We start from the raw sequence: 26,061 nt of genomic DNA on the forward strand, positions 1-26,061 counted from the left end.
CCCAGAGCCAGAGCCAGAGCCAGAGCCAGAGCCAGAGCCAGAGCCAGAGCCAGAGCCAGAGCCAGAGCCAGAGCCAGAGCCAGAGCCAGAGCCAGAGCCAGAGCCAGAGCCAGAACCGGAGCTGGAGCCAGAACCAGAACCGGAGCTGGAGCCAGAATCGGAGCCTGAACCAAAGCTGGAGCCAGAACCTGAGCCAGAGTTAGAACCAGAACTATCGTCAGAGCTGGAGTTGACCGAATCTGAAGATGAAACGCTAGCCGATAAGAGTGTTGAGGAAGCTTTACAAGAGCTAGATGAAGAAGATGTTGATGATGACATTTTTGATTTAGGTATTGATAACGAGGACGAGGACGACATCCCCCCCATTCAGGCTAATCTGGATGAAGATGAAGATGAAGATATTGATTCTATTTTCTCTGGTTTTTCATCAGGAGCATTTGATGAGGGAGAAGATGAGCAGCCAGAACTGCCAGGGCGAGCTGAGGTGGATGAACGTGAGTTTGTCGATATCGACAAACTCATGAGTAGTGATGAAGAAGTCGAGGACGTTCATAATCCATATAATGAGCCTAAATTAGATGTAGGATTGGATGAATTTGCGGATATTCTTAACCGAGAAAGCAATGATCCTATCGATGTCGACGAGGATTCTGACGGTGCATCTAAATTGGATCTGGCGCGGGCTTATTTGGAAATTGATGATGCTGATGGTGCAAAAGATATTCTTCAGGAATTATTATCGGCGCCGCAAACAGACACGGTTCGTGAAGAAGCAGAGAAATTATTAGCTCAATTACGTTAGAATAAATCTAATATGGTAAGCATGTTAACGGCTAATTTACAAAAAGGCGGTGACAAATGTCACTGCTTTTTTTATTATGACCCGCTGATTGTTAAGTGGAAAGTAGTATGCGTATAGCTCTTGGCATTGAGTATGACGGTTCGAATTATTATGGTTGGCAGCGACAACAAGAAGTGCCTTCGGTGCAAGAATGTGTTGAAAAGGCGTTAAGTAAGATTGCTGATCAAAAAGTCGAAGTGTTTTGTGCTGGGCGCACGGATGCAGGAGTTCATGCAACGGGGCAGGTGGTTCATTTTAAAGTGAACTGTCAGCGTCGCTTATCAGCATGGACATTAGGGATGAATGCAAATTTACCAACTGATATCGCAGTACGTTGGGTGAAAGAAGTGGATGATGAATTTCATGCGCGTTTTTCGGCGACAGCGAGACGCTATCGCTATATCATCTATAATAGTGCCTATCGTGGAGCGATTCTTGGTAAGGGTGTAAGCCATTACCATTTTCCACTGAACGAAACATTAATGCACCAGGCGGGGCAATGTCTGCTTGGTGAACACGATTTTACATCGTTTCGTGCTGTGCAATGTCAAAGTCGCACACCATTTCGTAACGTGCATCATTTGAACGTTACTCGGCAAGGTGATTTTGTTGTAATTGATATTAAGGCTAATGCGTTTGTTCACCATATGGTTCGCAATATTGCAGGCAGCTTAATTGAAATTGGTCAGGGAAATCAGAGTGTCGATTGGATGGCCGAGTTGCTTGCGCTTAAAGATAGGAACAAAGCTGCGGCGACAGCCAAAGCTCAGGGGTTGTATTTAGTCGAGGTTGATTATCCACAACAATATGGAATTCCTCGAATGCATCCTGGGCCGTTGTTTTATCAGGATTGATAGACTTTGATGCAGTTGCACTTTATTTCATATGTGTACGAAGCGATATATATTTAGAATAATTAAATCTAATAGATAAATGAATTAAGGATTCCGATGAGCTGGTTAGAGAAAATTCTTCCGAAAAGTAAAAGCGTCTCCTCACGACGTCGGAATATCCCCGAGGGGGTTTGGACTAAATGTTCGTCTTGCGAGCAGATTCTCTATCGTGCAGAGTTAGAGAGAAATCTGTATGTTTGTCCTAAATGTGGTCATCATGATCACATTACTGCGCGAGATCGATTGGAACGATTTCTTGATAAAGGTCATGAAGAATTAGGTTCGGAACTTGAACCTAAAGACATCCTTAAATTCAAGGATGCGAAACGTTATAAAGACAGATTAAGTGCAGCTCAAAAGGCAACTGGTGAGAAGGATTCATTGATAGCCCTGAAAGGTGCTTTAAAAGGGATTCCTGTTGTTGCTTGTGCATTTGATTTTAAATTTATGGCTGCATCCATGGGGTCTGTGGCCGGAGCAAGATTTGTCCGTGCGGTTGAATGTTGTCTGGCTGAAGACCGACCGTTAATTTGTTTTGCCGCAAGTGGCGGTGCACGTATGCAAGAGGCTTTGTTTTCACTGATGCAGATGGCAAAAACAAGTGCGGCGCTTGGTAAACTTCGACAGAAAGGGTTACCTTACATTTCGGTGATGACTTATCCAACTTATGGTGGAGTCTCTGCATCCCTAGCGATGTTGGGCGATGTCAATGTCGGAGAACCTCGTGCAATGATCGGTTTTGCGGGTCCTCGTGTTATAGAACAAACGGTTCGCGAAAAACTTCCAGAGGGATTCCAACGCAGCGAGTTTTTATTAGAGCATGGCGCACTTGATATGATTGTGGATCGCCGAGAAATGCGTGATAAACTAGCTTCGGTCATTGGTAAGCTCGTGAATCAAGTTCCTATAGATGAGAACATTGAGATTGCAGCGTCTGCAGTTTCGATGGAATTTGACGGTGAGTCAACTGACGAATAATCACATGACTCAAACATCATTGAAGAGCCGGTCTTTAGCAGACTGGCTCAGTTATTTAGAACACCACCATCCCATTGCCATAGATTTGGGGCTAGAAAGAATTCGAGCGGTTGCGCAGCGTATGCAGCTGGATTCACTAGCTATGCCGGTTGTTACTGTCGCGGGAACCAACGGCAAAGGCTCAACCTGCCGACTGATTGAGCAATTGTTACTTGCTGATGGTCATAGCGTCGGTGTCTATAGCTCTCCTCATCTTCTTGATTATCGTGAACGGGTGCGAATAAATGATAATCTTGTTGATAGTGAGTTATTTTGCCAAGCCTTTACTGAGATTGAACAAGCACGCGCTGAAATCAGTCTGACGTACTTCGAAGTTGGTACTCTGGCTGCGCTTTGGTTGTTTCGTCGCTTTGCGCCTGATTTTGTAGTGCTTGAAGTTGGTTTGGGAGGACGACTTGATGCAACTAATATCATTGATGCGAATGTCGCGGTCGTGACAACGATCGCTCTGGATCATGAAAAGTTTTTGGGGAACGATCTTGCCCAGATTGGTCGTGAAAAAGCAGGCATTTTCCGGAGTCATGGCAACGCTGTAACCGGAGACCCGCAGATCCAATCCAGTGTTTATGAAGTTGCTAAATCACTTCATTGCGAGCTACTGGCAAATGGACAAAATATTCATGCTGAGTTGAGTCCAGATAGTCAGACATGGCGATATTTAGGAAAACAAGTTGAATACTCACAATTACCTGTACCCGATCTACCATTGGATAATGCAGTTGCGGCGTTAGCGGCAATTGAGCAACTTGGAGTGAGCTTGACACAATCACAGGTGCGCTATTGTATTGAAAATTGGCAGCTTGCTGGGCGAATGCAGCGTTTGCAAGATGCGCCTGTTGTTTATATTGATGTTGCGCATAACCCGCAGTCAGCCCAATATTTGGCGACTCAGCTTCGGCGTCACCGTTGGCATGATAAAAGTTATGCTGTTTGTGCCATGTTGGCTGACAAAGATAATAGCGGTGTAGTTCGTGAGCTTGACGGTTTGTTTGATAACTGGTTTATTGCAGGCTTATATGGCGAGCGCGGTGATGATGGTAGTAAGTTAGCTCAAGCCTTGCAAGGACAGCCTTTTGAGCGATTTGAACATGTCAATCAAGCCTATAAACATGCGTTAGCCAAAGCTGGTGCAGCCGATAGAGTGATCGTTTTTGGTTCGTTTGTAACGGTTGCTGAAGTATTATCAGCTCGTGGAGGTTCATAACGTGTCTTCTCAATTCAAGCATCGATTGATTGGAACGATTGTTTTAGTGGCGTTATTGGTGATCATTTTGCCTGATATTATTGATGGGCATAAAGAAGCAGTGAAAGAACAGTTCAGTACAATTCCGTTTGCACCGAAACCCGCTGACGAAAAGCCATTGATGATTGATTTGAGTAAACCTTCTAATGATGCTCAGCAGCAAACCGGGCAGATGGCTTCATCAACTGCTAATAGTTCAGCTGTGGCTCCAACGCAATCGCCATCGACAGTGACAGCTCAATCAGCCGCTGAGCCAAATAATAGTGCGCCGCAGTCACAGGCTTTTACTGGCAATGGCTGGATTATTCAACTGGCGACACTGAAAAGTGCCGACAGCACGCAGCGGCTCATTGAAAAATTGCGTAATGCTGGATATCAGGCTCATAGTTATCCACAAGAACCGGTGGATGGTAAGTTAAACCGTATTTTTGTAGGGCCAGAACTTTCTAAAGACGCAATGGAGAAAAAAATTGCTAAGTTGAAACAATTGACGGGTTTAAAAGGCTTTGTTAGACGTTTTGACCCATTGGATCAATAGCAAGTCCTTGAGTTTCTTAGCTATCTTGGAAATTCTATTTTGCAGCACACACTTTAGGCATTTTTCTGATAAAATGCCTCCGTTTTATGACAACCAGCTTCCTTATGAATTGGATTGATTACGTTATTATAGGCATTATTGCCTTATCGGCACTGATTAGTTTAGTGCGAGGTTTTGTTAAAGAAGCCGTTTCATTGGCCAGCTGGATTGCGGCTTTTTTTGTTGCCAGCCACTTTTATAGCGATGTAGCTAGTTATTTTACGCTGATAGAAAATCCGTATTACCGCAGTGGCGCGGCTATATTGTGTTTATTTATTGCGACGTTATTGATTGGTGCGTTATGTAACTATGTCTTGTCGCAACTGGTCTCGACAACCGGTTTATCTGGAACGGATCGCGTACTAGGGATCTGTTTTGGTGCGGTGCGAGGCGTGTTTGTCGTTGCTGCGCTGTTATTCGTCTTATCATTTACAGTATTCGCGAAGACACCGTGGTGGCAGCATTCGCAACTGATTCCAGAATTTACTGTCATAGTACAGTGGTTCTTTGAGTTTTTAAAAGGCTCATCGAGTCTTTTAACCCCCCCATAACTCTTGCAGCAAGAAGGAATCCCCTCATGTGTGGTATTGTCGGAATTGTCGGCTCAACCCCAGTTAATCAAAGCATTTATGATGCGCTTACAGTCCTGCAACATCGAGGACAAGATGCTGCTGGGATTGTGACTATTACTGATGGAAAATTTAAACAACGTAAAGCAAATGGCTTGGTTCGAGATGTGTTTGAGTTACGTCATATGCAGCGACTACGAGGCAACATAGGTATCGGCCATGTCCGTTATCCTACCGCTGGCAGTTCAAGTGTTGCTGAAGCTCAGCCATTTTACGTTAACTCTCCGTATGGTATTGCGCTTGCTCACAATGGTAATTTAACCAATGCCCATGAGCTTAAAGATGTGATGCTTACCAAAGCCCGTCGCCATATAAATACAACCTCAGATTCAGAAATCCTTTTGAATTTACTCGCATTTGAAATCGATAATCAGCTTGATAAGACGGATAAAACAGGAACTGAAATGCAGCCTGCCGACTTTTTTGCGGCAATTCGGCGAGTAAACGAACAAACCCGCGGGGCATATGCAGTTGTGTCGCTAGTGATTGGCCATGGTTTGCTGGCATTTCGTGATCCAAAAGGAATTCGACCACTGATTTTAGGGCGGCGTCAGAGTGATACAGGTCATGTTGAATACATGGTTGCATCAGAAAGCGTTGCACTTGATGCGATCGGTTTTGAAGTGATGCGTGATGTCGCACCTGGTGAAGCCATTTTTATCACCGATGATGGTCAGTTGTATACAGAGCAGTGTGCAGAAAACCCAACTTATCATCCTTGTATTTTTGAATATGTTTATTTTGCGCGTCCTGATTCAACCATTGATAAAATCTCTGTTTACGATGCACGGGTTCGAATGGGGACTAAATTAGGCCATAAAATTAAGCAACAATGGGATGATTTAGATATTGATGTGGTGATTCCAATCCCGGAGACTTCTAACGATATTGCTTTGCAGATTGCGATGATCCTTGATTTACCATATCGCCAAGGGTTTGTGAAAAATCGTTATATTGGTCGGACATTTATCATGCCTGGGCAATCTCAGCGTCGTAAATCGGTACGTCGTAAACTCAATGCTATTGATGTCGAGTTTAAAGGGAAGAACGTTCTTTTGGTTGATGACTCCATTGTGCGTGGTACAACCTCAGAGCAGATTATCGATATGGCTCGTGAAGCAGGTGCTAATAAAGTTTATTTCGCCTCCGCGTCTCCAGAAATCCGTTTCCCGAATGTCTATGGGATTGACATGCCATCGGCAAATGAATTGATTGGACATGGCCGCGAGGCTGATGAAATTTGCCAATTGATTGGCGCTGATGGGCTAATTTATCAGTCGATTGAAGATTTAATTGAAGCATGTCAGGAAGCTAATCCAGAAATTCGTGAGTTTGAAACTTCCGTCTTCACAGGCCAGTACATTACAGAAGATATTGATCAACAGTATCTAGATTATATCGATCACCTTCGTAATAACGACAGTAAAGAGATTGCTGCACAAGAAGAAGTCGCTAATTTAGAAATTTATAACGAAGATCATTAATTATTGCTCCTTCTTTGATGTTAGCCGCCATCCATTGGCGGCTTTTGTTTTACAATCAAGAAGAATAGGGGCATCTGTATCCTTTCTTTCTTGGCCAAACTGGTTTTGGCGAATTTGTAGAATATTCTTATCTTATGGAGGTGTTATGACCTTTCGTGCTTTGGTTATCAATAAAACGGATGACCACTACCAATGTGAACTGACCCAATTAGAAACGGATGCTCTTACTGACGAAGATGTTCATCTGAAAGTTTTATATTCTTCGCTAAATTACAAAGATGGTCTCGCCATCACTGGCAAAGGTCCCGTTGTTCGGAAATTTCCAATGGTTCCTGGTATTGATTTGGTTGCAGAGGTCATTGATAGCCGCAGTGATGAATTTAGCGCAGGGGATCAGGTTATATTAAATGGCTGGGGCGTTGGGGAAAAATATTGGGGAGGACTGGCTGAGTATGCTAATTTGCGTGCCGATTGGCTGATCCCATTGCCTGCTAAGTTAACCCCAGAACAAGCCATGTGGATTGGTACCGCAGGTTATACCGCGATGCTCAGCGTCATGGCCCTACAGCAACATCACATAACACCTGAGTCGGGACCTATTCTAGTGACGGGTGCCGGTGGTGGAGTTGGTAGTTTTGCTGTTTATTTATTAGCTAAATTGGGTTTTAAGGTAACCGCAGTAACTGGTCGTGAGTCGCTTTATCCTTATCTTAAAGAACTTGGTGCGGTGCAATTTATGACTCGCAGTGAGTTAGATAAACCCGGCAAACCATTGCAAAAAGAGAGTTGGGCCGGAGCGATTGATTGTGTTGGCAGCCACACTTTGGCGAATGTCTGTGCAGGAATGCAATATGGTGGTGTGGTTGCCTGTTGTGGCCTTGCTCAAGGCATGGACTTGCCTGCTTCTGTAGCACCATTTATTTTGCGAGGGATCACGCTTGCGGGAATCGATAGTGTCATGCGCCCTAAAGCTGACCGAATCGAAGCGTGGCAGCAATTGGCCGATTTGGTCGATGAGGAAGTCCTTAGCAAAATTGGTCAAACAATTGTTCTAGAACAAGCATTAGATTATGCGCATCAGTTGATGGATGGCCAAGTTAAAGGGCGAATCGCCGTTAAAATTGCTTAACAATGTGACTTTATACGGCCTTAAACGGAGTACACATATCATGATCGTTGGCTCCGTTTTTTATTTCAGACTATGAGTACTGTTTGACTAATTTAACCCGATATATGCTGGTGAGGATTGCGATACTAGCGAAGGCTCCTGCTGCAATCAGTGCGGCGTGAGTGCCATGGCCAGCAAAAAGATTAAATAATAAAGCAACTAACGCAGCGCCGAACGTTTGTCCAACCAGACGCGCTGTACTTTGCATCCCACTGGCGCCGCCACTACGCGATGTTGGTGCGGCACTAATTAAAGTGTGGTTGTGAGGTGCTTGAAAAAAGCCAAATCCGACACCACAAGTAAACATGCTTAATCCCACAAAAATCATAGGAACGCCCAACGGTAATAAAGCACAGACCAGTAGTCCCAAGGCAAAAATAAACATGCCAATGCCACCTAATATCCCTCCATGAACTTTATTTACCCAACGGCCAGCCAAGGGAGCCATAACGATAGTTCCAATAGGCCAAGGGGTGAGTAGCAAACCTGTTTGAACCTGATCTAAATGCAAAATCCTTTGAAAATAAAATGGCAGTGCAACCATTGCCAACATTTGGCTTGAAAAAGCCAAAATACTGGTAATAACCGACCAACGAAACATCGGCAACTTTAATAAATCTAAAGGCAACAATGGTGCATCGAGATGTCGTTGCGTACGGATAAACAAGGGACTGACGATGACAAATGTCAGCAGACTGATTGCAACCCAAATCAGCGAAAACTGTTGGGCATACCCCATCAGCGCAAACATTAATGCACCAAAGCTCAATGCATTTAATATTAAGGCTGACAACTTAAAGCGTTGCTGTCCTTTGATGGGATTATCAGGTAAAAAATGATGGCCAATCACAGCAGCAATCATGCCAATAGGGACATTTACAGCAAATAACCATGGCCAATTTGCAATAGCAAGAATTGCCGCTGCAAGCGTTGGCCCAGCTGCTAAAGAAGCCGCAACAGCCAGTGAATTAATGGCCATTCCTTGACCTAATAATTTTTTGGGATAGATGGTTCGAATTAACGCTGTACTGACGCTCATTAAGGCGGCTGCCCCGATTCCCTGCAGAACCCTTGCAATAGTTAGCTCTGTCAGTGTACTTGCTTGGGAACACATGAATGAAGTTAGTGAAAAGACGACCAATCCGAAGAGATAGATCCGTCGATAGCCAATTCGTTCCCCCAGTGACGAAAAGGGTAACAGCAGCATCACAATAGCGAGTTGATAAGCGTTGATAATCCAGATGGAGGCGCTATCGGCTATATGAAGTGAATGGCTAATACTGGGAAGGGCAACATTCGTAATTGTGCCATCTAAAACAGCCATGATTAACCCTAAAATAACGGTAACTACGGCCCCGATTCGTTGTGGCAAGGCAAGACCATCAAACGAATTATTCATCAATTAACTACCTCTGTTTTATAACGTGACTTTCGGTTGTGATGTGGCAATTTGGAGAAATTCCAGTACAAAATAAGTTCTGATAACTTATTAAGAGCACGGATCATAAAGCAAATTGTCGACGCCGTCATATTCTTTGCAAAGGTATTTAAATAGTCATTGTGTTTTTGTAAGGCACTGTTATACTCAAACCAGCTTGAAAGTTAAGTTATTTATACCCACCATTTCGAAGTACACTAGGGTGTGTAGCGTGCTAACTAGATGTTTAGCCTATTGTATGCTCTAAATCGTCCTCGTCCTGTAGTTGTAAGTAATTTGTTGCACTTCTGGCTGAATGACGTGTCTGGTACTGACCAGACGCAAGTTATATTGTTTTATTGTTAGGAAATATTATGTCAAACACAGTGACTGGTACTGTTAAATGGTTTAACGAAGCAAAAGGTTTTGGTTTCATCGAACAGCCGAATGGCCCAGACGTTTTTGCTCACTTCAGTGCCATCGTTGGTGACGGCTTCAAAACTTTGAAAGAAGGTCAACGCGTTGAATTCGTAGTGACTGAAGGTAAAAAAGGCCCTCAAGCTGAAAACATCGTTGCTCTGTAATGATGTGATTTCGAATTTTTGATAAAAAGGTCGCGCTTTGCGGCCTTTTTTGTTTCTGTTGTTTCTCTAACTTTTTGTTAAATCATCAGTAGTTGATAACGAACACGTATTTTTTTGCTATATCAATGGACAAAATTGCTGCACTTGCCGAAGTGGAGCTATATCACCTTTCCTTCATCAGAGCTCTTCTATATTTAATTAAACCTTTAAAGCCAATGTTGTTTTGAGTCATCAAATGGCTGCGTTCAAAGGCGTGTGAATGTCTCTGGGCCACTAATTTGATTACACGAGATAAAGCGGTTCGTTTAATCCCTTCAGGCTCAGATATAAGTGATTATAAAAATACATTTATTATGAGGGATAGATAATGAAAGCGACTGTATCGATTCGAAGCCTTGCGATAGGTATGCTGGCTGCTGCAGCCATGGCGGTGACGCCAATTGCCTCTGCATTAACTGTTGGCTTTTCTCAGATTGGTTCAGAAAGTGGTTGGCGTACAGCTGAAACGCAATCGATCAAATCAGCAGCTCAGGAACGTAATATTGATCTTAAATTTTCTGATGCTCAGCAAAAACAGGAAAACCAAATTAAGGCCTTACGCTCATTTATTGCTCAGGGGGTTGATGCCATTATTTTGGCTCCAGTCGTTGAAACTGGCTGGGATCAAGTTTTGCGAGAAGCCAAACGATCCAAAATTCCCGTCTTCTTAGTTGACCGTGGCGTAAAAGTCCGTGACAACAGCCTTTATGTGACCAAAATTGCGTCTGATTTCGTTGAAGAAGGCCGCTTGGCTGGGGCTTGGTTGGCTGCGAAAACGAGCGGGGATTGCAAAATTGCTGAGTTGCAAGGCACTGTAGGTTCTAGTGCAGCGATAGATCGTAAGAAAGGATTTGCTGATGTGATCGACTTATTTCCTCGCATGAGCATTATTCGTTCACAAAGTGGTGATTTTACTCGCAGTGGCGGCAAAAAAGTGATGGAAAGTTTCTTGAAAGCCGAACATGGTGGCAAGACGATTTGCGCGGTTTATTCTCACAACGATGATATGGCGTTAGGAGCGATTCAAGCGATTCAAGAAGCAGGATTGCAACCAAGTAAAGATATATTAATCATCTCAATTGATGGTGTACCAGATATATTTAAAGCCATGATGGAAGGACAAACAAATGCATCAATTGAGCTTAAATCCGATCTTGGTAACCCTACCTTTGATGCAATCAAAGCATATTTAGCAGGTGATAAATTACCGAAATGGATTAAAACACAAGGTAATTTGTATCTGCCTGATACTGCTAAAGAAGAATATCAGCGCCGCAGTTCTATGTAACTTTCTATTGCTTTGATAGGAGACAAGTTGTGACTGATCCAATTTTACGTCTAGCAGATATCGACAAGATTTTCACCGGAGTGCATGCCCTCAGTGATGTCAGCATGCGTATCGAACCGGGGGAAGTGCATGCGTTATTAGGAGAGAATGGGGCGGGTAAATCAACCCTTATTAAAGTGATTACCGGCGTTTATTCACTTGATGGGGGTAATATGTGGCTTGATGGTAAGCCATTTACTCCCAAATCATCTAGTGATGCACAAGCACATGGTGTCAGTACTGTATACCAAGAAGTGAATCTGATCCCGACGATGTCAGTTGCCAGTAATCTGTTCTTAGAGCGCCAGCCGCGGCGCTTTGGGCTCATAAACTGGAAGAGTGTTCACGATCAGTCTATCGATTTACTTAAACGGTTAAAACTTGATATTGATGTGGAAAAGCCGCTTGGCTCCTATTCAATTGCTGTCCAACAATTAGTTGCAATTGCTAGAGCATTAGCCCTGAAAGCAAAAATTTTAATTCTGGATGAACCTACTGCGAGCCTTGACTCTCGAGAAGCAAAAATTTTATTTGACTTGATGCGGGAACTGAAGAGTCAAGGAATCGCAATTATTTTCGTCACTCACTTTTTAGATCAGGTTTATGAAGTGAGTGACCGGATTACCGTATTACGTAATGGCATGCATGTCGCAACCCATTTAACCAAAGAGCTGACTCAGCTTGATTTAGTATCACTGATGCTTGGTAAAGCATTTGATAAAAGCGCTGGCATGCAAAAACATACTCAAGCTCATCATGACATACCGTATTTAGATGTGGAAGGAATTGGTAAAAAACGAGTTTTGGACCCGATTAGCCTGAAAGTCCACACGGGCGAGGTATTAGGATTGGCTGGATTACTTGGTTCTGGACGAAGTGAGACGGTTAATCTGATTTTTGGGGCGATACGCTCTGACCAAGGTAAAATTAAAATCAACGGACACAGTTGTCATATTCATTCGCCCCGTCAGGCCATTCGTCAAGGATTAGGTTTTTGCCCTGAAGACCGTCGTCATGACGGGTTGGTTGGCGAACTATCGGTTAGAGAAAACATCATTTTGGCGCTGCAGGCTAAACGAGGTTGGTTAAAACCTGTTAGTGAAGCGCAGCAACATAAAATAGCCGATGACATGATCAAACAACTCGGCATCGTCACCCCAGATGCCGAAAAACCCGCCGGTCAACTTAGTGGTGGCAATCAACAAAAAGTAATTTTAGCGCGCTGGCTAGCAGCAAACCCTAACTTACTCATTTTAGATGAACCGACTCGAGGGATTGATATAGGGGCGCACGCTGAGATTGTGGCGCTTATCCGCCGTTTATGTGAAGAGCAGGGAATGGCACTGTTAGTGGTTTCATCAGAACTAGATGAAGTCGTCAGTATTAGTGATCGCATATTAGTGCTTCGGGAACGCCATCAGGCTGCAGAACTAGAAGGCGAACAAGTCAATCAACAGCGGATTATTGAGGCGATAGCATCATGAGTGATATTAGTCATCATCACAGAGTGAATTTGCCAGCCCACAAACAATGGAATATAGCTATGTTACGTAAAGCAACACTGCCTGTGACAGCATTAGTTTTGATCTTTGTTTTTGATGCGATTTTTACGCCCGCATTTTTTAACCTATCTTTTGTGAATGGCCATTTATATGGCAGCCTCATTGATATTTTTTATCGAGGGGCTCCGTTGATCCTTATGTCTGTCGGTATGGCGGTGGTCATTGCAACCGCTGGAATTGACTTATCGGTTGGGGCAGTGGTTGCGATTGCTGGGGCGGTGATGGCGGTGTTGGTTGATGCGCACCAATATCCGGATTGGCTGATCGTATTGGCAACATTGGGGGCCGGGTTACTTTGTGGCTTGTGGAATGGGATCTTAGTGGCATTCTTAAAAATCCAACCCATTATTGCCACTTTGATCTTAATGGTGGCGGGTCGAGGAATTGCCCAAATGATTACGGGTGGGCAAATTGTTACGTTTCATAGCGAGTTATTCAAAGGATTAGGAGAAGGATATTTCTTAGGGTTACCGATGCGTGTTGTGTTGGTTGCGCTAGCCGTCATCGTCATCATAATTCTGATTCGAAGGAGTGCATTAGGGTTATTTGTTGAATCTGTTGGTGGGAATGTTTCCGCGAGTCGCTTGGCTGGGATTGATAGCCGTGGGATCTTAATTGGTGCTTACATGCTTTGCGGCTTGTGCGCGGGCTTTGCCGGGATGATTATTACTGCCGATATCAGCGGAGCCGATTCAAATAATGCGGGGTTGTGGATGGAAATGGATGCCATTTTAGCCGTTGTGATTGGTGGAACCTCTTTGGCCGGTGGCCGTTTCTCTTTGTTGTTAACGGTACTTGGTGCGCTCGTTATCCAAAGCCTCACCATTTCGATTTTGGTTAGTGGTTTACCCGCAGAGTATACCTTGTTGGTTAAAGCAATAGTGATTGTGTTGATTTTGCTTATCCAGTCACCGCAAATGAAGCAAAAAATTATGGCTAAATGGAGGGTTCGCCATGCGCGTCGATAAATGGATTTCAGTGATCGCAACATTCGCAGTCTTTATCTTAATTTGTAGTTACGGAGGTATAAAATATCCAAATTTTGCCTCAACTTTAGTGCTGGGAAATCTACTAACTGATAATGCCTTTGTCATCATTGCCGGGGTTGGGATGACGTTGGTTATTTTAACAGGGGGCATTGATCTGTCTGTTGGTTCAATGATTGCGTTTGTCGGTGTTTTAACGGCAACATTAATTACTAACTATCATTGGAATCCGCTTTGTGCCATGGCGTTTGCTTTAGTATTAAGTAGTGCATTTGGGGCATTGATGGGGTACTTAATTGATGCCTTTGATCTACAGCCATTTATTATAACGCTCTCTGGCATGTTTTTTTTGCGAGGATTAGCGTTTGTACTCAGTCTACAGTCCGTGCCTATTTCAACGCCCATGGTGGATGATCTCGCATCATTTGCAATTCCATTACCAGGCAGAGGCTGGTTAACATCATCGGCGATGATCATGTTAGCCGTTTTAGTATTAGGTATTGTGATCGCCCACTTTACTCGATTTGGCAATAATGTGTATGCCATTGGCGGGGATCGAACCTCTGCGGAGTTACTGGGTGTTCCCATTCGTAAAACATTGGTTGGGGTGTATGCGTTCTCTGGTTTTACGAGTGGTATGGCTGGGGTCGTTTATACGCTTTATACCTCTTCGGGGTACCCGCTGGCGGCCGTAGGTGTAGAGCTTGATGTGATTGCATCGGTGGTGATTGGTGGAACACTATTAACTGGGGGAGTGGGTTTTGTTATAGGGACTTTATTTGGTGGGTTGATTCAGGGAGTCATCCAAACACTGATTACCTTTGATGGTTCGTTAAACAGTTGGTGGACAAAAATTGTCATTGGCTTTTTATTGTTCATCTTTATCGTGTTACAGCGGCTTCTGACTCGCTCGTTTGGTGTTGCATCAACGAGTACGGCCTAAATATTAAATCCTCCTGCAGACTCTGGCATAATCGCTATGCATTTGATTTTATGGTGGTGTATAGTCGATGCATTAGTCAGTAATTCCATTGGCGGCAATTTTTTGATACCCGGGTATCAAAAAATATAACGAGCTAGTGAGTTAACATATTTTAGTCGTGAGCAGGGTTATTTATGTACAGTACTTCCTTTGATAAAGTCCATGATGTTGAGGAAATGAAACTGCTGATGGAGCAGTTTCCTTTCGCTCAATTGGTTGATGGGTCGTTGAACGCCAGTAGTGTTCCCGTGATCTGGCAAAATGATGGCAGCCGATATGGACGATTAGTCGGTCATCTTGCCGCAGGCAATACTTTATTAGAAACTGCTCATGAGCAACGCTGCTTAGCTATTTTTCAATCTCCCGATCACTATATATCCCCTGATTGGTATGAAAAGGGGCCAGCTGTTCCGACATGGAATTATGCCAGCGTTCATGCTTGGGGTGTTTTTAAAACGCTTAATCACCAGCAAACTGCGCAGATCCTGAAACAACAGATGCAGTTCTTTGAACCAACGCTTGTTTCATCATCCAAGATGGCGGATGACCAAGTTCAACAATCGCTTTTAAGCGCCATTGTGGGTTTTTCACTGACGATTGATCACCTTGAGGCGAAGAAAAAATTAGGTCAACATCGAAGTGATGCAGACCAAAAAGGTGTGTACCAACATTTATCGCAAAGTTCTTCTGCCAACGCGCAAGCGATGGCACAATTCTTAGCTCGTAATGGGATGGATAAATCTTAGTCGTCATCATTGGCCGAGGGTTTACGAGCAATCATGACGGCTCGTTTGGGCGCTGGTAAACCTTCAATCGTTCTACTCGGATCGTTAGGGTCTAAGAATTGCTCAAGTGATTCATTGGTCATCCATTGCGTTCGTCGTTGCTCTTGCACACTGGTTACAGTGACATCGACACAGCGGACCTGCTCCAAACCACACTTTTCCAACCATAAAGCTAATAAATCCACACTGGGTAAAAACCAAACATTGTTCATTTTGGCATAACGCCCTTGTGGGGTGAGAACGGTATCTTTATTCCCCTCAACTACAAGTGTTTCGAGAATTAGCTCCCCCCCATGAACCAGCTGATCCTTGAGTTGGAAAATGTGTTCAATCGGTGAACGACGGTGATACAGAACACCCATTGAAAACACCGTATCGAAGGCTTGAAGCGGGGGAAGTTGTTCAATACCTAATGGCAATAAATGAATATTTTGGGGATTGCCCGCGAGTTGCCGAATGGCTTCAAATTGTGCTAAAAAAAGCGATGATGGATCGATACCAACCACAAATTCTGCATCAGCGCCGAGCATTCGCCACATATGATAACCGTTGCCACAGCCTACATCTAACACCTGCCGATATTTCAGTGGGCTGATGTGTTGAGCTAGACGATCCCATTTCCAATCACTGCGCCATTCAGTATCAATATCAAAATCAAAAATTCGATAAGGACCTTTGCGCCAAGGGTGATAGCTGCGCAGTAGATTTTCGACTTTGCGAATTTGTCCCTCGGCGAGCCCTTCTTTGGCTTCTATTGTCACACCATTGGTGAGGTCAATCTTCGCACCGCTTTGATCAGGGAGTTTTGCGAGTACTTTTTCCCAATTGGGTAAAAGTCCGTGTGCTTGCTCATCACGCCAGACCTTAAGTTGCTTAGGGAGAACTTCAAGCCAACTGGCTAAGGATTTTTTTGCAATTTGCGCATAAAAGTTGCCAAACTCAATCATCACTGCTTCCCTTGATTGCTACAAATGACAAAAAGTTAAAGCACTGAAACCAAGCTTGCGCATGGGCAAACCCAGCCGTTTTAAAGCGCTCGATGTGTTGTTCAGCCGTATCTGTGAGAAGCACATTTTCAATGGCTGTTCGTTTTTGACTAATTTCGAGCTCGCTATAACCGTTAGCTCGTTTGAAATCCAAGTGCAGGTCATTAATCAGACTTTGAATATCAGTGTCGCCAAAATGTACCTTTTCACTGACAATGAGAATACTACCAGGTAGCATCCCTTGGTAAATTGCAGCGATCAATTGGTCACGTTCTTTGGGGTCGATAAATTGCAGAGTAAAGTTTAAGACGACGACACTAGCGCGACTAATTTGAACATCTTGAAGGTTGGTGCATTGCAGTGTTACTGGCGTATCAGAGCGAAATGCAGCTAGATGGCTGCGACAGCGCTCGATCATGGGTTGTGAATTATCAACACCAATGATCTCACATCCGCCTAAACGAACATTACGGCGCATCGCAAGTGTTGCAGCGCCAAGAGAGCAACCTAAATCATATAATCTTGAATTGGCTTGATGATATTGAGCGGTTAACTGACCAATGACTTCTAAAATAGTCGCATAGCCGGGGACCGATCGTTGGATCATATCGGGAAATACTTCAACGACCTGTTGATCAAAACGAAAATCACCGACATGGGCGATTGGTTTAGAAAAAATATTATCTGAGCGATGCATAGCTTTATTATCTGTGGATGAAACGAGTCTAAATGCCGAGGCAACAGTTGCCGCGGCATTTTAACGCGCTTTGTCGTGGCTGTCTTGTCTAATTGTCTATCATAAATGAACCCCAAGGGCAGTATCTGAGAGGAATTTATCCAGCGTTAAACGTTCTTTGTGGAGAATAACTACACGGCACAACGTTTGCCTTGCCTAAATCCCTCTCAGATTTCTGCAAAACTAATCACAAAAGGTCAACAGTCCCTAGTACCTAAGTATGTGCTTGAATATAGTGAATGGCTCCTAATAGCGCAGCAATTTGAGCTTGATTACAAATATCATCACTCGCTTTGGGACTGTCGGGATACACTTCGGTGGTGGTGTGATAGGTTGCATCCGTTAACGCACCACATAACCCTAACTTATCCATGGCATACATGATGACGCCTTCGCTTTGCACTTGCGAGCCGATGATCTGACCATTGTGATCAGCAGGAGCGATATGCGTGACGTGTCGAACCGATTCAATCACCGCTTTAAGAAAGTCTAACTGCGGATTGTCAGTTTTTCCCACACAATAAAAGCCATCGGGAACCTGCTGGGGCTGAAACTCTTTACCATCGCGAGCGGCAAGAGCTGGGCGGAACTCTTGTTCATCGCTATCAGTGGTTTCATGAAGGTCCATGTGCAAAACAATAGGGCTTTCAATCGTTGCAACATATTCACTTAATAATTTGGCCTCATCCGATGGCGTGTTCGGGTAAAATGAGCGATTCGGATCGATTGCGTTAGGGTTCCAACGTTGAATATGTTCGTATCCCCATGGGCTAACACATGGCGTAATAACGATGTTGAATTGGTTTTGAAATTGTTTAAGGTACTCCTTGGCAAATAACAATGCCCCTTGCACGCCGCTTGTTTCATAACCGTGTACGCCACCTGTTATTAAAATCGTTGGCCGAGCATTTACCCATTCACTGCTTTTTATCGCCATAAGTGGGTAGTTTTTTTGATAGTGGAGCTCGCCGTATTGCTCAATTACACATGCAGGTGGTAACTGTTGCAATTTATCTAGAACTTGAATCTTGTAACTGCGCTGGGGTTTTTGGCTCTGCCGCCATTGTTGTACTTGTGTTTTATCCCACTTTTTACCAGGTTCTCCAATTGGATATTGCTTGTTCATGGATTACATCCTCTTCTTATTGGGTTTTAAGCGTAGGAGCCTTCAAATTTCGATGCAACATATATTCTATCGTGAGGGTCGACATGGCCTGATTCAGTCGCTCGAGATCATTAGCATACATGTAGTGGGTCGACTCGCATGTTTTTTGAGCACTTGGAGCTGCTCTGAAGAGTTTTATGGGTTGGCTATTCTGTTTTAGGTCAAAAATCCTATATAATGACTGCTTTTAGTCGTCTGTATTGGGTTAGTTTTAAACTGCTTTTCATCTTATAACCCCAGACAAGATAATTGAATTTTAATCTGCAACGGGAAGGCGTTATGCGCACTGTGTACTGTGGACAAGTCACATCTGAATATGAAGGCCAGGAAATCGATCTGGTTGGTTGGGTTAATCGACGTCGCGATTTAGGTGGCGTTATCTTTATCGATCTACGTGACCGTGAAGGCATTGTTCAGGTGGTATTTGATCCGGATCGTGAGGATTCCTTCGCGATTGCGAATACGTTGCGTAATGAGTTTTGTGTAAAATTGCGGGGTAAAGTTCGACCCCGTCCGCAAGGCCAGATCAATAAGGATATGATCACCGGTAAAATTGAGGTGTTGGGCTTAGAGTTGGAAATACTGAACCGTTCAGCACCGGTGCCTCTAGATAGCAATCAAGAGAACAGCGAAGAATTACGTCTAAAATATCGATATATCGATCTCCGTCGTCCTGAAATGACACAACGACTGATGTTCCGCTCTAAAGTAACCAGCTTTATTCGTCGGTATATGGATGATCATGGCTTTTTAGATATTGAAACTCCTATATTGACCAAAGCGACTCCTGAGGGCGCACGTGACTATTTAGTCCCTAGTCGGACGAACCGGGGTAAATTTTTCGCGCTTCCTCAATCACCGCAGCTATTTAAACAGTTGTTAATGGTTGCTGGGATGGATCGCTATTATCAGATCGTTAAGTGTTTTCGCGATGAAGATTTACGGGCCGATCGTCAGCCTGAATTTACTCAGGTCGATATTGAGACATCTTTTATGACTAGCGAGGAAGTTCGTGAGGTCACCGAAGCGTTACTGCGGAACCTATTTAATCAGCTGCTCAATGTTGAGTTGGGAGATTTCCCAATTATGACGTGGCACGAAGCAATGCGTTTATATGGCAGCGATAAACCAGACTTGCGAAACCCTATGCAGTTTATTGATGTTGCTGACCTATTAAAAGACGTTGAGTTTAAGGTTTTTGCAGGCCCAGCGAATGATCCAAAAGGGCGTGTAGCGATGCTTTGTGTGCCGGGTGGGGCACAGTTATCTCGTAAGCAATTAGATGAATACACCAAATATATCGGCAAATATGGAGCTAAAGGTATGGCATGGATGAAAATCAATGATGTCAATGCCGGTGCCGAAGGTGTGCAGTCTCCTGTGGCTAAGTTCTTAACCACTGAGATTATCGAATCCTTGATCAAAAGGGCCAATGCTCAGTCGGGTGACATTCTGCTCTTTGGGGCTGATAGTTATAATGTTGTTTGTGACGCCATCGGCGCTTTGCGCTTGAAAGTAGGTGAAGATCTGGGGCTGGTTGAGCAATGTTGGAAGCCATTGTGGGTAGTTGATTTCCCAATGTTTGAAGAAGCGGATGGTCGCTTATGGGCGATGCATCACCCATTTACCGCACCTATCCCTGGGGTTACAGCGCAACAATTGCGTGAAAATCCAGCTAATGTTTTATCCAATGCTTATGATGTTGTACTCAATGGTTTCGAAATTGGTGGAGGATCGGTACGTATTCACCAACAAGAGATGCAGTCGGCTGCATTTGAGGTTCTGGGGATTAGTGAAGAAGAAGCGCAGGATAAATTCGGGTTCTTATTGCAAGCGTTGCAATTTGGGGCACCACCACATGCTGGTCTAGCATTGGGACTAGATCGGTTAGTGATGCTTATGACTGGGGCAGCGAATATTCGTGAAGTCATGGCATTTCCCAAAACGACTACGGCAGGGTGTCCTCTTACCGATGCGCCAAGTGTGGCAAATCCTGAAGTGCTTAAAGAATTGGGAATTGCAGTTACCGTGAAAGACAATAATGATGCGTAATTGCTAATGTGATATCTGTTATTTTTGTAGACAGAGATTCGCTGTAGAGATAATAAAGGCCGTGAATTCGGCCTTTATTGCAAATTAGATAGTTAGAACTGAAGTGGAGAACCATTATGGCAGGGCACAGTAAATGGGCCAACATTAAACATCGTAAAGCAGCACAAGATGCCAAACGTGGGAAAATCTTTACCAAGTTGATCCGCGAGCTGACAGTTTCTGCTCGGGAAGGGGGCTCTGATGCCGACAGCAACCCACGTTTACGTGCGGCCATTGATAAAGCCCTATCCAACAATATGACTCGTGACACCGTCGACCGTGCGATCAAACGTGGTGCAGGTGAACTTGATGGCCAAGAATTAGAAACGGTTACCTATGAAGGGTATGGTCCGGGAGGCACTGCGGTTATGGTCGAGTGCATGACCGATAACCGCAACCGAACTGCTGGAAGTGTCCGTCATGCTTTTAGTAAAAGTGGCGGCAACTTAGGCACCGATGGTTCAGTTTCTTACCTTTTTGATAAAAAAGGGGTTATTAATTATGAACCTGGACTTGATGAAGACGAGGTTATGGAAGTGGCCCTAGAGTCTGGTGCTGATGACATTATTACGAATGATGATGGCAGTATCGATGTGTATACGACACCAGAAGATTTTGGCCATGTTAAAGACGCTTTGGATAAAGCCGGCTTAAATGCGGTTAACGCAGAAGTGACAATGGTACCGTCAACTTCCGCGGAGCTAGATGCGCAAACTGCACCTAAATTGATGCGATTGATTGATATGCTGGAAGATGACGACGATGTTCAGGAAGTTTATCACAACGCTGATATTTCAGATGAGATTATGGAAAGCCTTGATTAATGGCTATCTTTCTGGGCATTGACCCTGGTTCTAGACTCACTGGTTTTGGGGTCATTCGCTATCAGCATGGTAAAGCTGAATATTTAGGTAGCGGATGTATTCGTATGCAAAAAGAGCCGTTGCCGCATCGTTTAAAAACAATTTATCAGGGTGTGAGTGAGATCATCACGCAGTATCAGCCTGATGAATTTGCAATTGAGCAGGTATTTATGGCTCGGAATGCCGACTCAGCATTAAAATTAGGGCAGGCCAGAGGTGCTGCTATTGTCGCTGCGGTGAATTTAGATCTTCCTGTATTTGAATACTCGGCTCGACAAATTAAGCAATCGGTGGTCGGGACTGGTGGCGCAGAAAAAGAGCAGGTGCAACAGATGGTGATGCAGATGCTTAAATTAAATGCGACACCTCAAGCCGATGCCGCAGATGCCTTGGCGGTTTCTCTGTGTCATGCTCATACCCGCCAAAGTTTAATTAATATGTCGGGCCAGGCTAGAAAAACTGTTCGAAGACGGTTGCGATAATCTAAAGAGAAGTAATTCTAAGAGTTTTAATTAGTCTTTCTGACTAATTAAAACTAATACTAATAATATTAGTTTTTAACTTTAAAGTTTCTATATCTATATTATAGAATTTTTAATTAATTACTAATAGAGGTGGAGAGCTATTTCACATTGCAGCACTATAAATTGCGTTTAGATAGAATTCATTTATTAGTGGGTTCATACGTATAATTAATATATTATTTATTGCTATTTGTTGGTATCTATAAAAATTCGGTATCTAAAATGATGATTGAACTGGCTTGGGAGCTATCGAATCAGACTCACCAATAAAACTCAGAACCTAACATGATTATGGACAACAATCGATGTTGAAATTGGCGCAGCAATGCATCTTTGCTAGCTTTCAACCTCAGTAAGGTATAAAGTGACTACACTGAACATGAACAGAGAAAACATAATGACATCGGTTTTCTGCTCGGATGATAATTATTAGCATTGTTCAGTCACATAGCACGTAACCATCCGTTGTTCATTAACCATATAAAGTATGGATAGCCAATTAGCCAAGCTAAAGAATCAGCTGGGTTGGTTAGAGTGTTATTATGATGAATAATTTTTAAAAACATGAAGTTAGACAAATTATGCTAACGACTTAAATTGATAAGAATGAGTTAAGAAATTATATTTCTCAGTTTATAATAAGCTATTAATATATTTTTAGCAGTAGCGTAAATTTGTGTTTATTGTAATTGAATAGCTCAATTTGAGCCATATGATAAGAGATCTTTTATGCCAGATAAAATAAGTGAAGCGTGGAGTTTGTTTTCTCCTGTACAAGAGGATGATTTAAATTTATTTGCAAACTCAATGAAGGGCGGGAATGTGCATTATGAGCCGTTAGAAATTGCTCATCAAGGTGGTAATGGAATGAAGTATGCCTTCTTTTGTAATGCAACGACTGATAAGAAACAATACCCAGTGATGGTTAATATTTATTGTGGCGCTAATGGCCATGTTAATGAGCTAAAAATTATCCGGCTCGAGTATTAATCTTGTACCGACAGACATCATTGTCTGCCGGCTTAAGTTGCCACCTGCATTACTGATTCCTATATTTATGCAATAACTCGAAAGGGATATGGCAGTAATCATCAGGAAAGTGTGTTAATCGGTCCTGATGTTCGTCATCACTGCGCACGTAATTTTTTAATGGTAATACTTCGACAGTAATCTTGGCGGCATCTTTACGATTATTAATATATTGTTTAGCTTGTACTAAATGCGCAGGATTATGGCTATATATGCCAGTACGGTATTTTGGCCCTTCATCAATCCCTTGTTTATTAACACTATAAGGGTCGATAATTTCAAATAAGTAGTCCATGATCTTTGAAACACTAAGGATCGAGGGGGCAAAAACTGTTTTAACACATTCTGCATAACCATCATATTCGCCTTGAGTGGTTTGGTTATATTTCCCGTTGGCACGGCCCGCTTCTGTTGTGATCACTCCGGGCAGATATTTAATAAACTCCTGAACTCCCCAAAGGCACCCGCCAGCAATGTAGATCTGTTGCATTTTGGTTTCTCTAAATCCCCTTAACTTGTTAAGTTAAACTTTACCATGATTTAACTAATTTATAAAAAATAATCAGTTTCTGGTTTTTTTCATTTATTTTGGTGCAATATGAGTCATTTCGTTAATGATAAACAAATTGGTATTTTAAGTAGATATATAAGGTGTGGGAGCAAAAATGACTGGACATGGTGGCGTAAGCAATGAATAAACTGAAAAATTTCCATCATCATCCCCTTTGAGGGCTGTTCAATAAATTGGCATCCCTTAGGGCATACTCACCATTGACAGATATCTATAGAGCTACATGGTATAATTATGAAAAATGAGTTTTTAATTTACTCACCAGCATGACTACGAGCCATAGAATGATTCACTTTTTAGTAGCTCGCCCATGATTTGTATACCTTTTTTCAGAAGCGCCAATTTGTGTCCAAAGTTGATTCGTATACAGTGGTTATAACGCTCTGAAGATGAAAAAATGCTACCTGAGGCGATCTGTATTTTTCTCTTTAAAAGGTGTTTATTAAAAGCATCAGCATTAAAGTTTTTAGGGAATTCTATCCATAAAATATAGCCGCCTTGCGGCTGACTCATTCTTATTCCCGTAGGAAACGCTTCACCTATCCACTCAACCGTTTGCTGTAAATTTCTGTGGTATATGGTGCGCATTTTTCTTAAATGAGGTAGGTAGTGCCCATCTTCTATAAAGCCTGCAACCGCTATCTGTGCCGCACTCGTAGTGCTGCCCGTTCCTGTATATTTCATATATAAGACACGATCAAAAAATCGTGCTGGTGCAATCCAACCAATGCGTAGCCCCGGTGCAATAGTCTTTGAAAAAGACCCACAAAGTAGGACTCTGCCATCCATATCCATTGACTTTATGGTTAAAGGGCGAGGATAACGATAGGATAAATCACCATAGATATCATCTTCCAGAATCATCACATTGTATTTCTTGGCTAAATTGAGCAGCTCTTTTTTGCGCTCTTCTGGCATGATAAAACCTAAGGGGTTGTTACAATTGGGGGTAACTTGAATTAGCTTCACTGGCCATTGTTCGAGAATCATCTCTAATGATTCAATACTGATCCCGGTTATAGGATCAGTTGGTACTTCTAACACTCTGACACCAGAGGCTTGTAAAATCTGCATTGCGCCATGAAAAGCGGGTGACTCAATAGCAACAATGTCCCCTGGCTCACAAACAGTCCGAATAGCAATAGACAACGCCTCTTGGCATCCACTCGTAATGATTAATTCTGCCGCTGCAATATCACAACCTGAATCAATTAGCATTCGGGCTATCTGTTCTCTTAATTTTTTCATGCCCGAAATATCATCATAGTAAAGTGCCCGTTTATCGGTGTTTTTTCCCGTTTGGCTTAGCGCTTTTAGCAACGGTTTTAAGGAAGGAGAATCTATATCAGGCATGCCACGCCCTAGTTGAAGTACACCATCACTAGGAGAGCTCGCCGCTAGCTCTAAAATGCTATGCCAGTTTTTAATGTCTATAGGCTCTTGAACAACGGGTTGAACATTAGGTAAGTGTTTTTTTACTAATTGGCTTTGACGAACAAAATAGCCTGTTCTTTCAATCGGAATCACCCAGCCATTTTCTTCTAGAAAGTGATAAGCGTTTTGCGCTGTACCAAGGCTGACATTAAACGAAGTACAAATTTCTCTCATGGAAGGCAACTTCTCGCCAGAGCGATAAAAGCCTTTTTGAATCCTATCAGAAATAACATTCGCAATATTAACGTATTGAGGCATGGTAACTGGTGGCTCCGTAAAGCTTAGAACATACAGAAAAGAAAAAAACAAGGTATACAGAAGCTATAAAATAAAGTTCTGTATACTTAAATTAGCAAAACTCTATCTATTTTAACAAGATAAAAATCTACCGATAATCAAATGCGAGATAGCCACTGTTTGATTGACTGCATCTCTAATTAAATTCAAATTTGATCAATTGACTTGGAGAAAACGATGGCCATTAGCGCATGGTTGGTGTTTATTTGCCTAGCGACAATACAAACAGGCAGCCCCGGCCCATCAACTGTAAATCTTATCAACAACGCCATTAGGTATGGAAAGTTTCAGGCCATCTTTTCCCTTACTGGTGATGTGCTAGCGGTGTTCATGATGGGGGTAATCTCATCTGCGGGAATAGACGTATTTTTTTCACAACATCCAGCACTCTTTTGCGGACTAAAAATACTCGGTGCTATTTATCTCATTTATTTGGGATTTAAATCTTTTAGCAAAAAATCCGTAAAGCTAGGTAATGAAATCAATACGTTCCCAAAAGGATGCTGGAAGCTGTGGCGACAGTCATTTTTTATCGGTATAAGCAATCCGAAAGCTATAATTTATTTTTCGGCCTTGCTACCACAATTTGAAAGCCGTGGAACGCCTAATCTACATCTGTTTATCATGTTGGTATTTAGCAGTGTGCTCATTAAATTTACCACCTTGTCTATCTATGCCTTCGTTGCAGAATATTTATCATCAAAAATCAAATCTTCTAAAGCAACAAACACAGGAAATAAACTCGTAGGAATTTTCTTCATGTTATTTGGCTCGCTACTCGCGGCATCGGGAATTTTTTAAATCCTGAAA

The 26,061-nt window shown here is 42.9% G+C and carries 25 protein-coding genes; 19 read left to right on the forward strand and 6 right to left on the reverse strand.

The window, feature by feature from the left end; genetic code table 11:
• The 8 genes from EV690_RS12145 to acuI form a co-directional block, all read left to right on the forward strand.
• The coding region (locus tag EV690_RS12145; protein WP_325063394.1) for a FimV/HubP family polar landmark protein at positions 1-802 on the forward strand (802 nt) is incomplete at its 5' end.
• A gap of 107 nt (positions 803-909) precedes the next feature.
• A complete protein-coding gene (gene truA / locus EV690_RS12150) occupies positions 910-1,695 on the forward strand; it encodes a tRNA pseudouridine(38-40) synthase TruA (protein ID WP_131913282.1) in 786 nt (261 codons plus the stop codon).
• Between the two features lie 96 nt (positions 1,696-1,791).
• On the forward strand, positions 1,792-2,712 hold the full coding sequence (accD, locus tag EV690_RS12155; protein ID WP_131913283.1) for an acetyl-CoA carboxylase, carboxyltransferase subunit beta: 921 nt from the start codon (positions 1,792-1,794) through the stop codon (positions 2,710-2,712).
• Between the two features lie 4 nt (positions 2,713-2,716).
• Positions 2,717-3,976, forward strand: coding sequence for a bifunctional tetrahydrofolate synthase/dihydrofolate synthase (gene folC, locus EV690_RS12160; RefSeq protein WP_131913510.1), 1,260 nt, complete (start codon positions 2,717-2,719; stop codon positions 3,974-3,976).
• A gap of 1 nt (position 3,977) precedes the next feature.
• Complete coding sequence (locus EV690_RS12165) at positions 3,978-4,553, forward strand: SPOR domain-containing protein (protein WP_131913284.1); 576 nt, start codon at positions 3,978-3,980, stop codon at positions 4,551-4,553.
• A 104-nt stretch (positions 4,554-4,657) separates the two neighbouring features.
• On the forward strand, positions 4,658-5,143 hold the full coding sequence (locus EV690_RS12170) for a CvpA family protein (protein ID WP_131913285.1): 486 nt from the start codon (positions 4,658-4,660) through the stop codon (positions 5,141-5,143).
• Positions 5,144-5,169: 26 nt separating this feature from the next.
• Complete coding sequence (gene purF / locus EV690_RS12175; RefSeq protein ID WP_131913286.1) at positions 5,170-6,705, forward strand: amidophosphoribosyltransferase; 1,536 nt, start codon at positions 5,170-5,172, stop codon at positions 6,703-6,705.
• A gap of 145 nt (positions 6,706-6,850) precedes the next feature.
• Positions 6,851-7,834: an acrylyl-CoA reductase (NADPH) gene (gene acuI / locus EV690_RS12180; protein ID WP_131913287.1), complete on the forward strand. Its 984-nt coding sequence runs from the start codon at positions 6,851-6,853 to the stop codon at positions 7,832-7,834.
• A gap of 70 nt (positions 7,835-7,904) precedes the next feature.
• On the opposite strand, the gene EV690_RS12185 is transcribed toward acuI, so the two are convergent.
• Positions 7,905-9,272, reverse strand: coding sequence for an MFS transporter (locus EV690_RS12185; RefSeq protein WP_131913288.1), 1,368 nt, complete (start codon positions 9,270-9,272; stop codon positions 7,905-7,907).
• Positions 9,273-9,664: 392 nt separating this feature from the next.
• Here EV690_RS12185 and EV690_RS12190 point away from each other — a divergent pair, with 392 nt between their 5' ends.
• From EV690_RS12190 to EV690_RS12215, 6 genes are all read left to right on the forward strand, one after another.
• Entirely contained in the window at positions 9,665-9,874 is a 210-nt protein-coding gene (locus EV690_RS12190) for a cold-shock protein (RefSeq protein WP_131913289.1), read from the forward strand.
• A gap of 367 nt (positions 9,875-10,241) precedes the next feature.
• Positions 10,242-11,201, forward strand: coding sequence for an ABC transporter substrate-binding protein (locus EV690_RS12195; protein WP_396022799.1), 960 nt, complete (start codon positions 10,242-10,244; stop codon positions 11,199-11,201).
• A gap of 29 nt (positions 11,202-11,230) precedes the next feature.
• A complete protein-coding gene (locus EV690_RS12200) occupies positions 11,231-12,724 on the forward strand; it encodes a sugar ABC transporter ATP-binding protein (protein WP_224054873.1) in 1,494 nt (497 codons plus the stop codon).
• On the forward strand, positions 12,721-13,770 hold the full coding sequence (locus EV690_RS12205) for an ABC transporter permease (RefSeq protein WP_317986170.1): 1,050 nt from the start codon (positions 12,721-12,723) through the stop codon (positions 13,768-13,770). The genes EV690_RS12200 and EV690_RS12205 overlap by 4 nt, the downstream gene beginning before the upstream one ends.
• Positions 13,757-14,731 (forward strand): galactofuranose ABC transporter, permease protein YjfF, encoded by a 975-nt coding sequence (gene yjfF, locus EV690_RS12210; protein ID WP_131913290.1) that lies wholly within the window; start codon positions 13,757-13,759, stop codon positions 14,729-14,731. Before EV690_RS12205 ends, yjfF begins: the two co-directional genes overlap by 14 nt.
• Positions 14,732-14,904: 173 nt before the next feature.
• Positions 14,905-15,516 (forward strand): FMN-binding negative transcriptional regulator, encoded by a 612-nt coding sequence (locus EV690_RS12215; protein ID WP_131913291.1) that lies wholly within the window; start codon positions 14,905-14,907, stop codon positions 15,514-15,516.
• On the opposite strand, the gene cmoB is transcribed toward EV690_RS12215, so the two are convergent.
• The 3 genes from cmoB to EV690_RS12230 all read right to left on the reverse strand — a co-directional run bounded on the left by cmoB (position 15,513) and on the right by EV690_RS12230 (position 18,403).
• A complete protein-coding gene (gene cmoB / locus EV690_RS12220) occupies positions 15,513-16,502 on the reverse strand; it encodes a tRNA 5-methoxyuridine(34)/uridine 5-oxyacetic acid(34) synthase CmoB (protein ID WP_131913292.1) in 990 nt (329 codons plus the stop codon). The two genes, EV690_RS12215 and cmoB, sit on opposite strands and share 4 nt — an antisense overlap.
• Positions 16,495-17,238, reverse strand: coding sequence for a carboxy-S-adenosyl-L-methionine synthase CmoA (gene cmoA / locus EV690_RS12225; protein ID WP_131913293.1), 744 nt, complete (start codon positions 17,236-17,238; stop codon positions 16,495-16,497). The genes cmoB and cmoA overlap by 8 nt, the downstream gene beginning before the upstream one ends.
• A 253-nt stretch (positions 17,239-17,491) precedes the next feature.
• A complete protein-coding gene (locus EV690_RS12230; RefSeq protein WP_131913294.1) occupies positions 17,492-18,403 on the reverse strand; it encodes a M14 family metallopeptidase in 912 nt (303 codons plus the stop codon).
• Positions 18,404-18,721: 318 nt separating this feature from the next.
• Between EV690_RS12230 and aspS the strand changes: the two genes are divergently transcribed.
• From aspS to EV690_RS12250, 4 genes are all read left to right on the forward strand, one after another.
• Positions 18,722-20,494: an aspartate--tRNA ligase gene (gene aspS / locus EV690_RS12235; protein ID WP_131913295.1), complete on the forward strand. Its 1,773-nt coding sequence runs from the start codon at positions 18,722-18,724 to the stop codon at positions 20,492-20,494.
• Between the two features lie 116 nt (positions 20,495-20,610).
• Positions 20,611-21,357, forward strand: a complete 747-nt coding sequence (locus EV690_RS12240; protein ID WP_131913296.1) for a YebC/PmpR family DNA-binding transcriptional regulator — start codon at positions 20,611-20,613, stop codon at positions 21,355-21,357.
• Positions 21,357-21,878 carry a crossover junction endodeoxyribonuclease RuvC gene (ruvC, locus tag EV690_RS12245; protein WP_131913297.1) on the forward strand — a complete coding sequence of 174 codons (522 nt, stop codon included), beginning with the start codon at positions 21,357-21,359 and terminating at the stop codon, positions 21,876-21,878. Before EV690_RS12240 ends, ruvC begins: the two co-directional genes overlap by 1 nt.
• 771 nt (positions 21,879-22,649) lie before the next feature.
• Complete coding sequence (locus EV690_RS12250) at positions 22,650-22,910, forward strand: hypothetical protein (RefSeq protein WP_131913298.1); 261 nt, start codon at positions 22,650-22,652, stop codon at positions 22,908-22,910.
• A 49-nt stretch (positions 22,911-22,959) separates the two neighbouring features.
• On the opposite strand, the gene EV690_RS12255 is transcribed toward EV690_RS12250, so the two are convergent.
• Complete coding sequence (locus EV690_RS12255; protein ID WP_131913299.1) at positions 22,960-23,439, reverse strand: peptide-methionine (S)-S-oxide reductase; 480 nt, start codon at positions 23,437-23,439, stop codon at positions 22,960-22,962.
• 351 nt (positions 23,440-23,790) lie between these two features.
• Positions 23,791-25,212, reverse strand: a complete 1,422-nt coding sequence (locus tag EV690_RS12260; RefSeq protein WP_131913300.1) for an aminotransferase-like domain-containing protein — start codon at positions 25,210-25,212, stop codon at positions 23,791-23,793.
• A 216-nt stretch (positions 25,213-25,428) separates the two neighbouring features.
• Here EV690_RS12260 and EV690_RS12265 point away from each other — a divergent pair, with 216 nt between their 5' ends.
• The gene (locus EV690_RS12265; RefSeq protein ID WP_131913301.1) at positions 25,429-26,052 is read left to right on the forward strand and encodes a LysE family translocator; all 624 of its coding nucleotides are present in this window, start codon (positions 25,429-25,431) and stop codon (positions 26,050-26,052) included.
• The last annotated feature ends 9 nt before the right edge of the window (positions 26,053-26,061 follow it).

Origin of the sequence: Celerinatantimonas diazotrophica (genome assembly GCF_004339545.1) — a bacterium.
Lineage (GTDB): Bacteria > Pseudomonadota > Gammaproteobacteria > Enterobacterales > Celerinatantimonadaceae > Celerinatantimonas > Celerinatantimonas diazotrophica.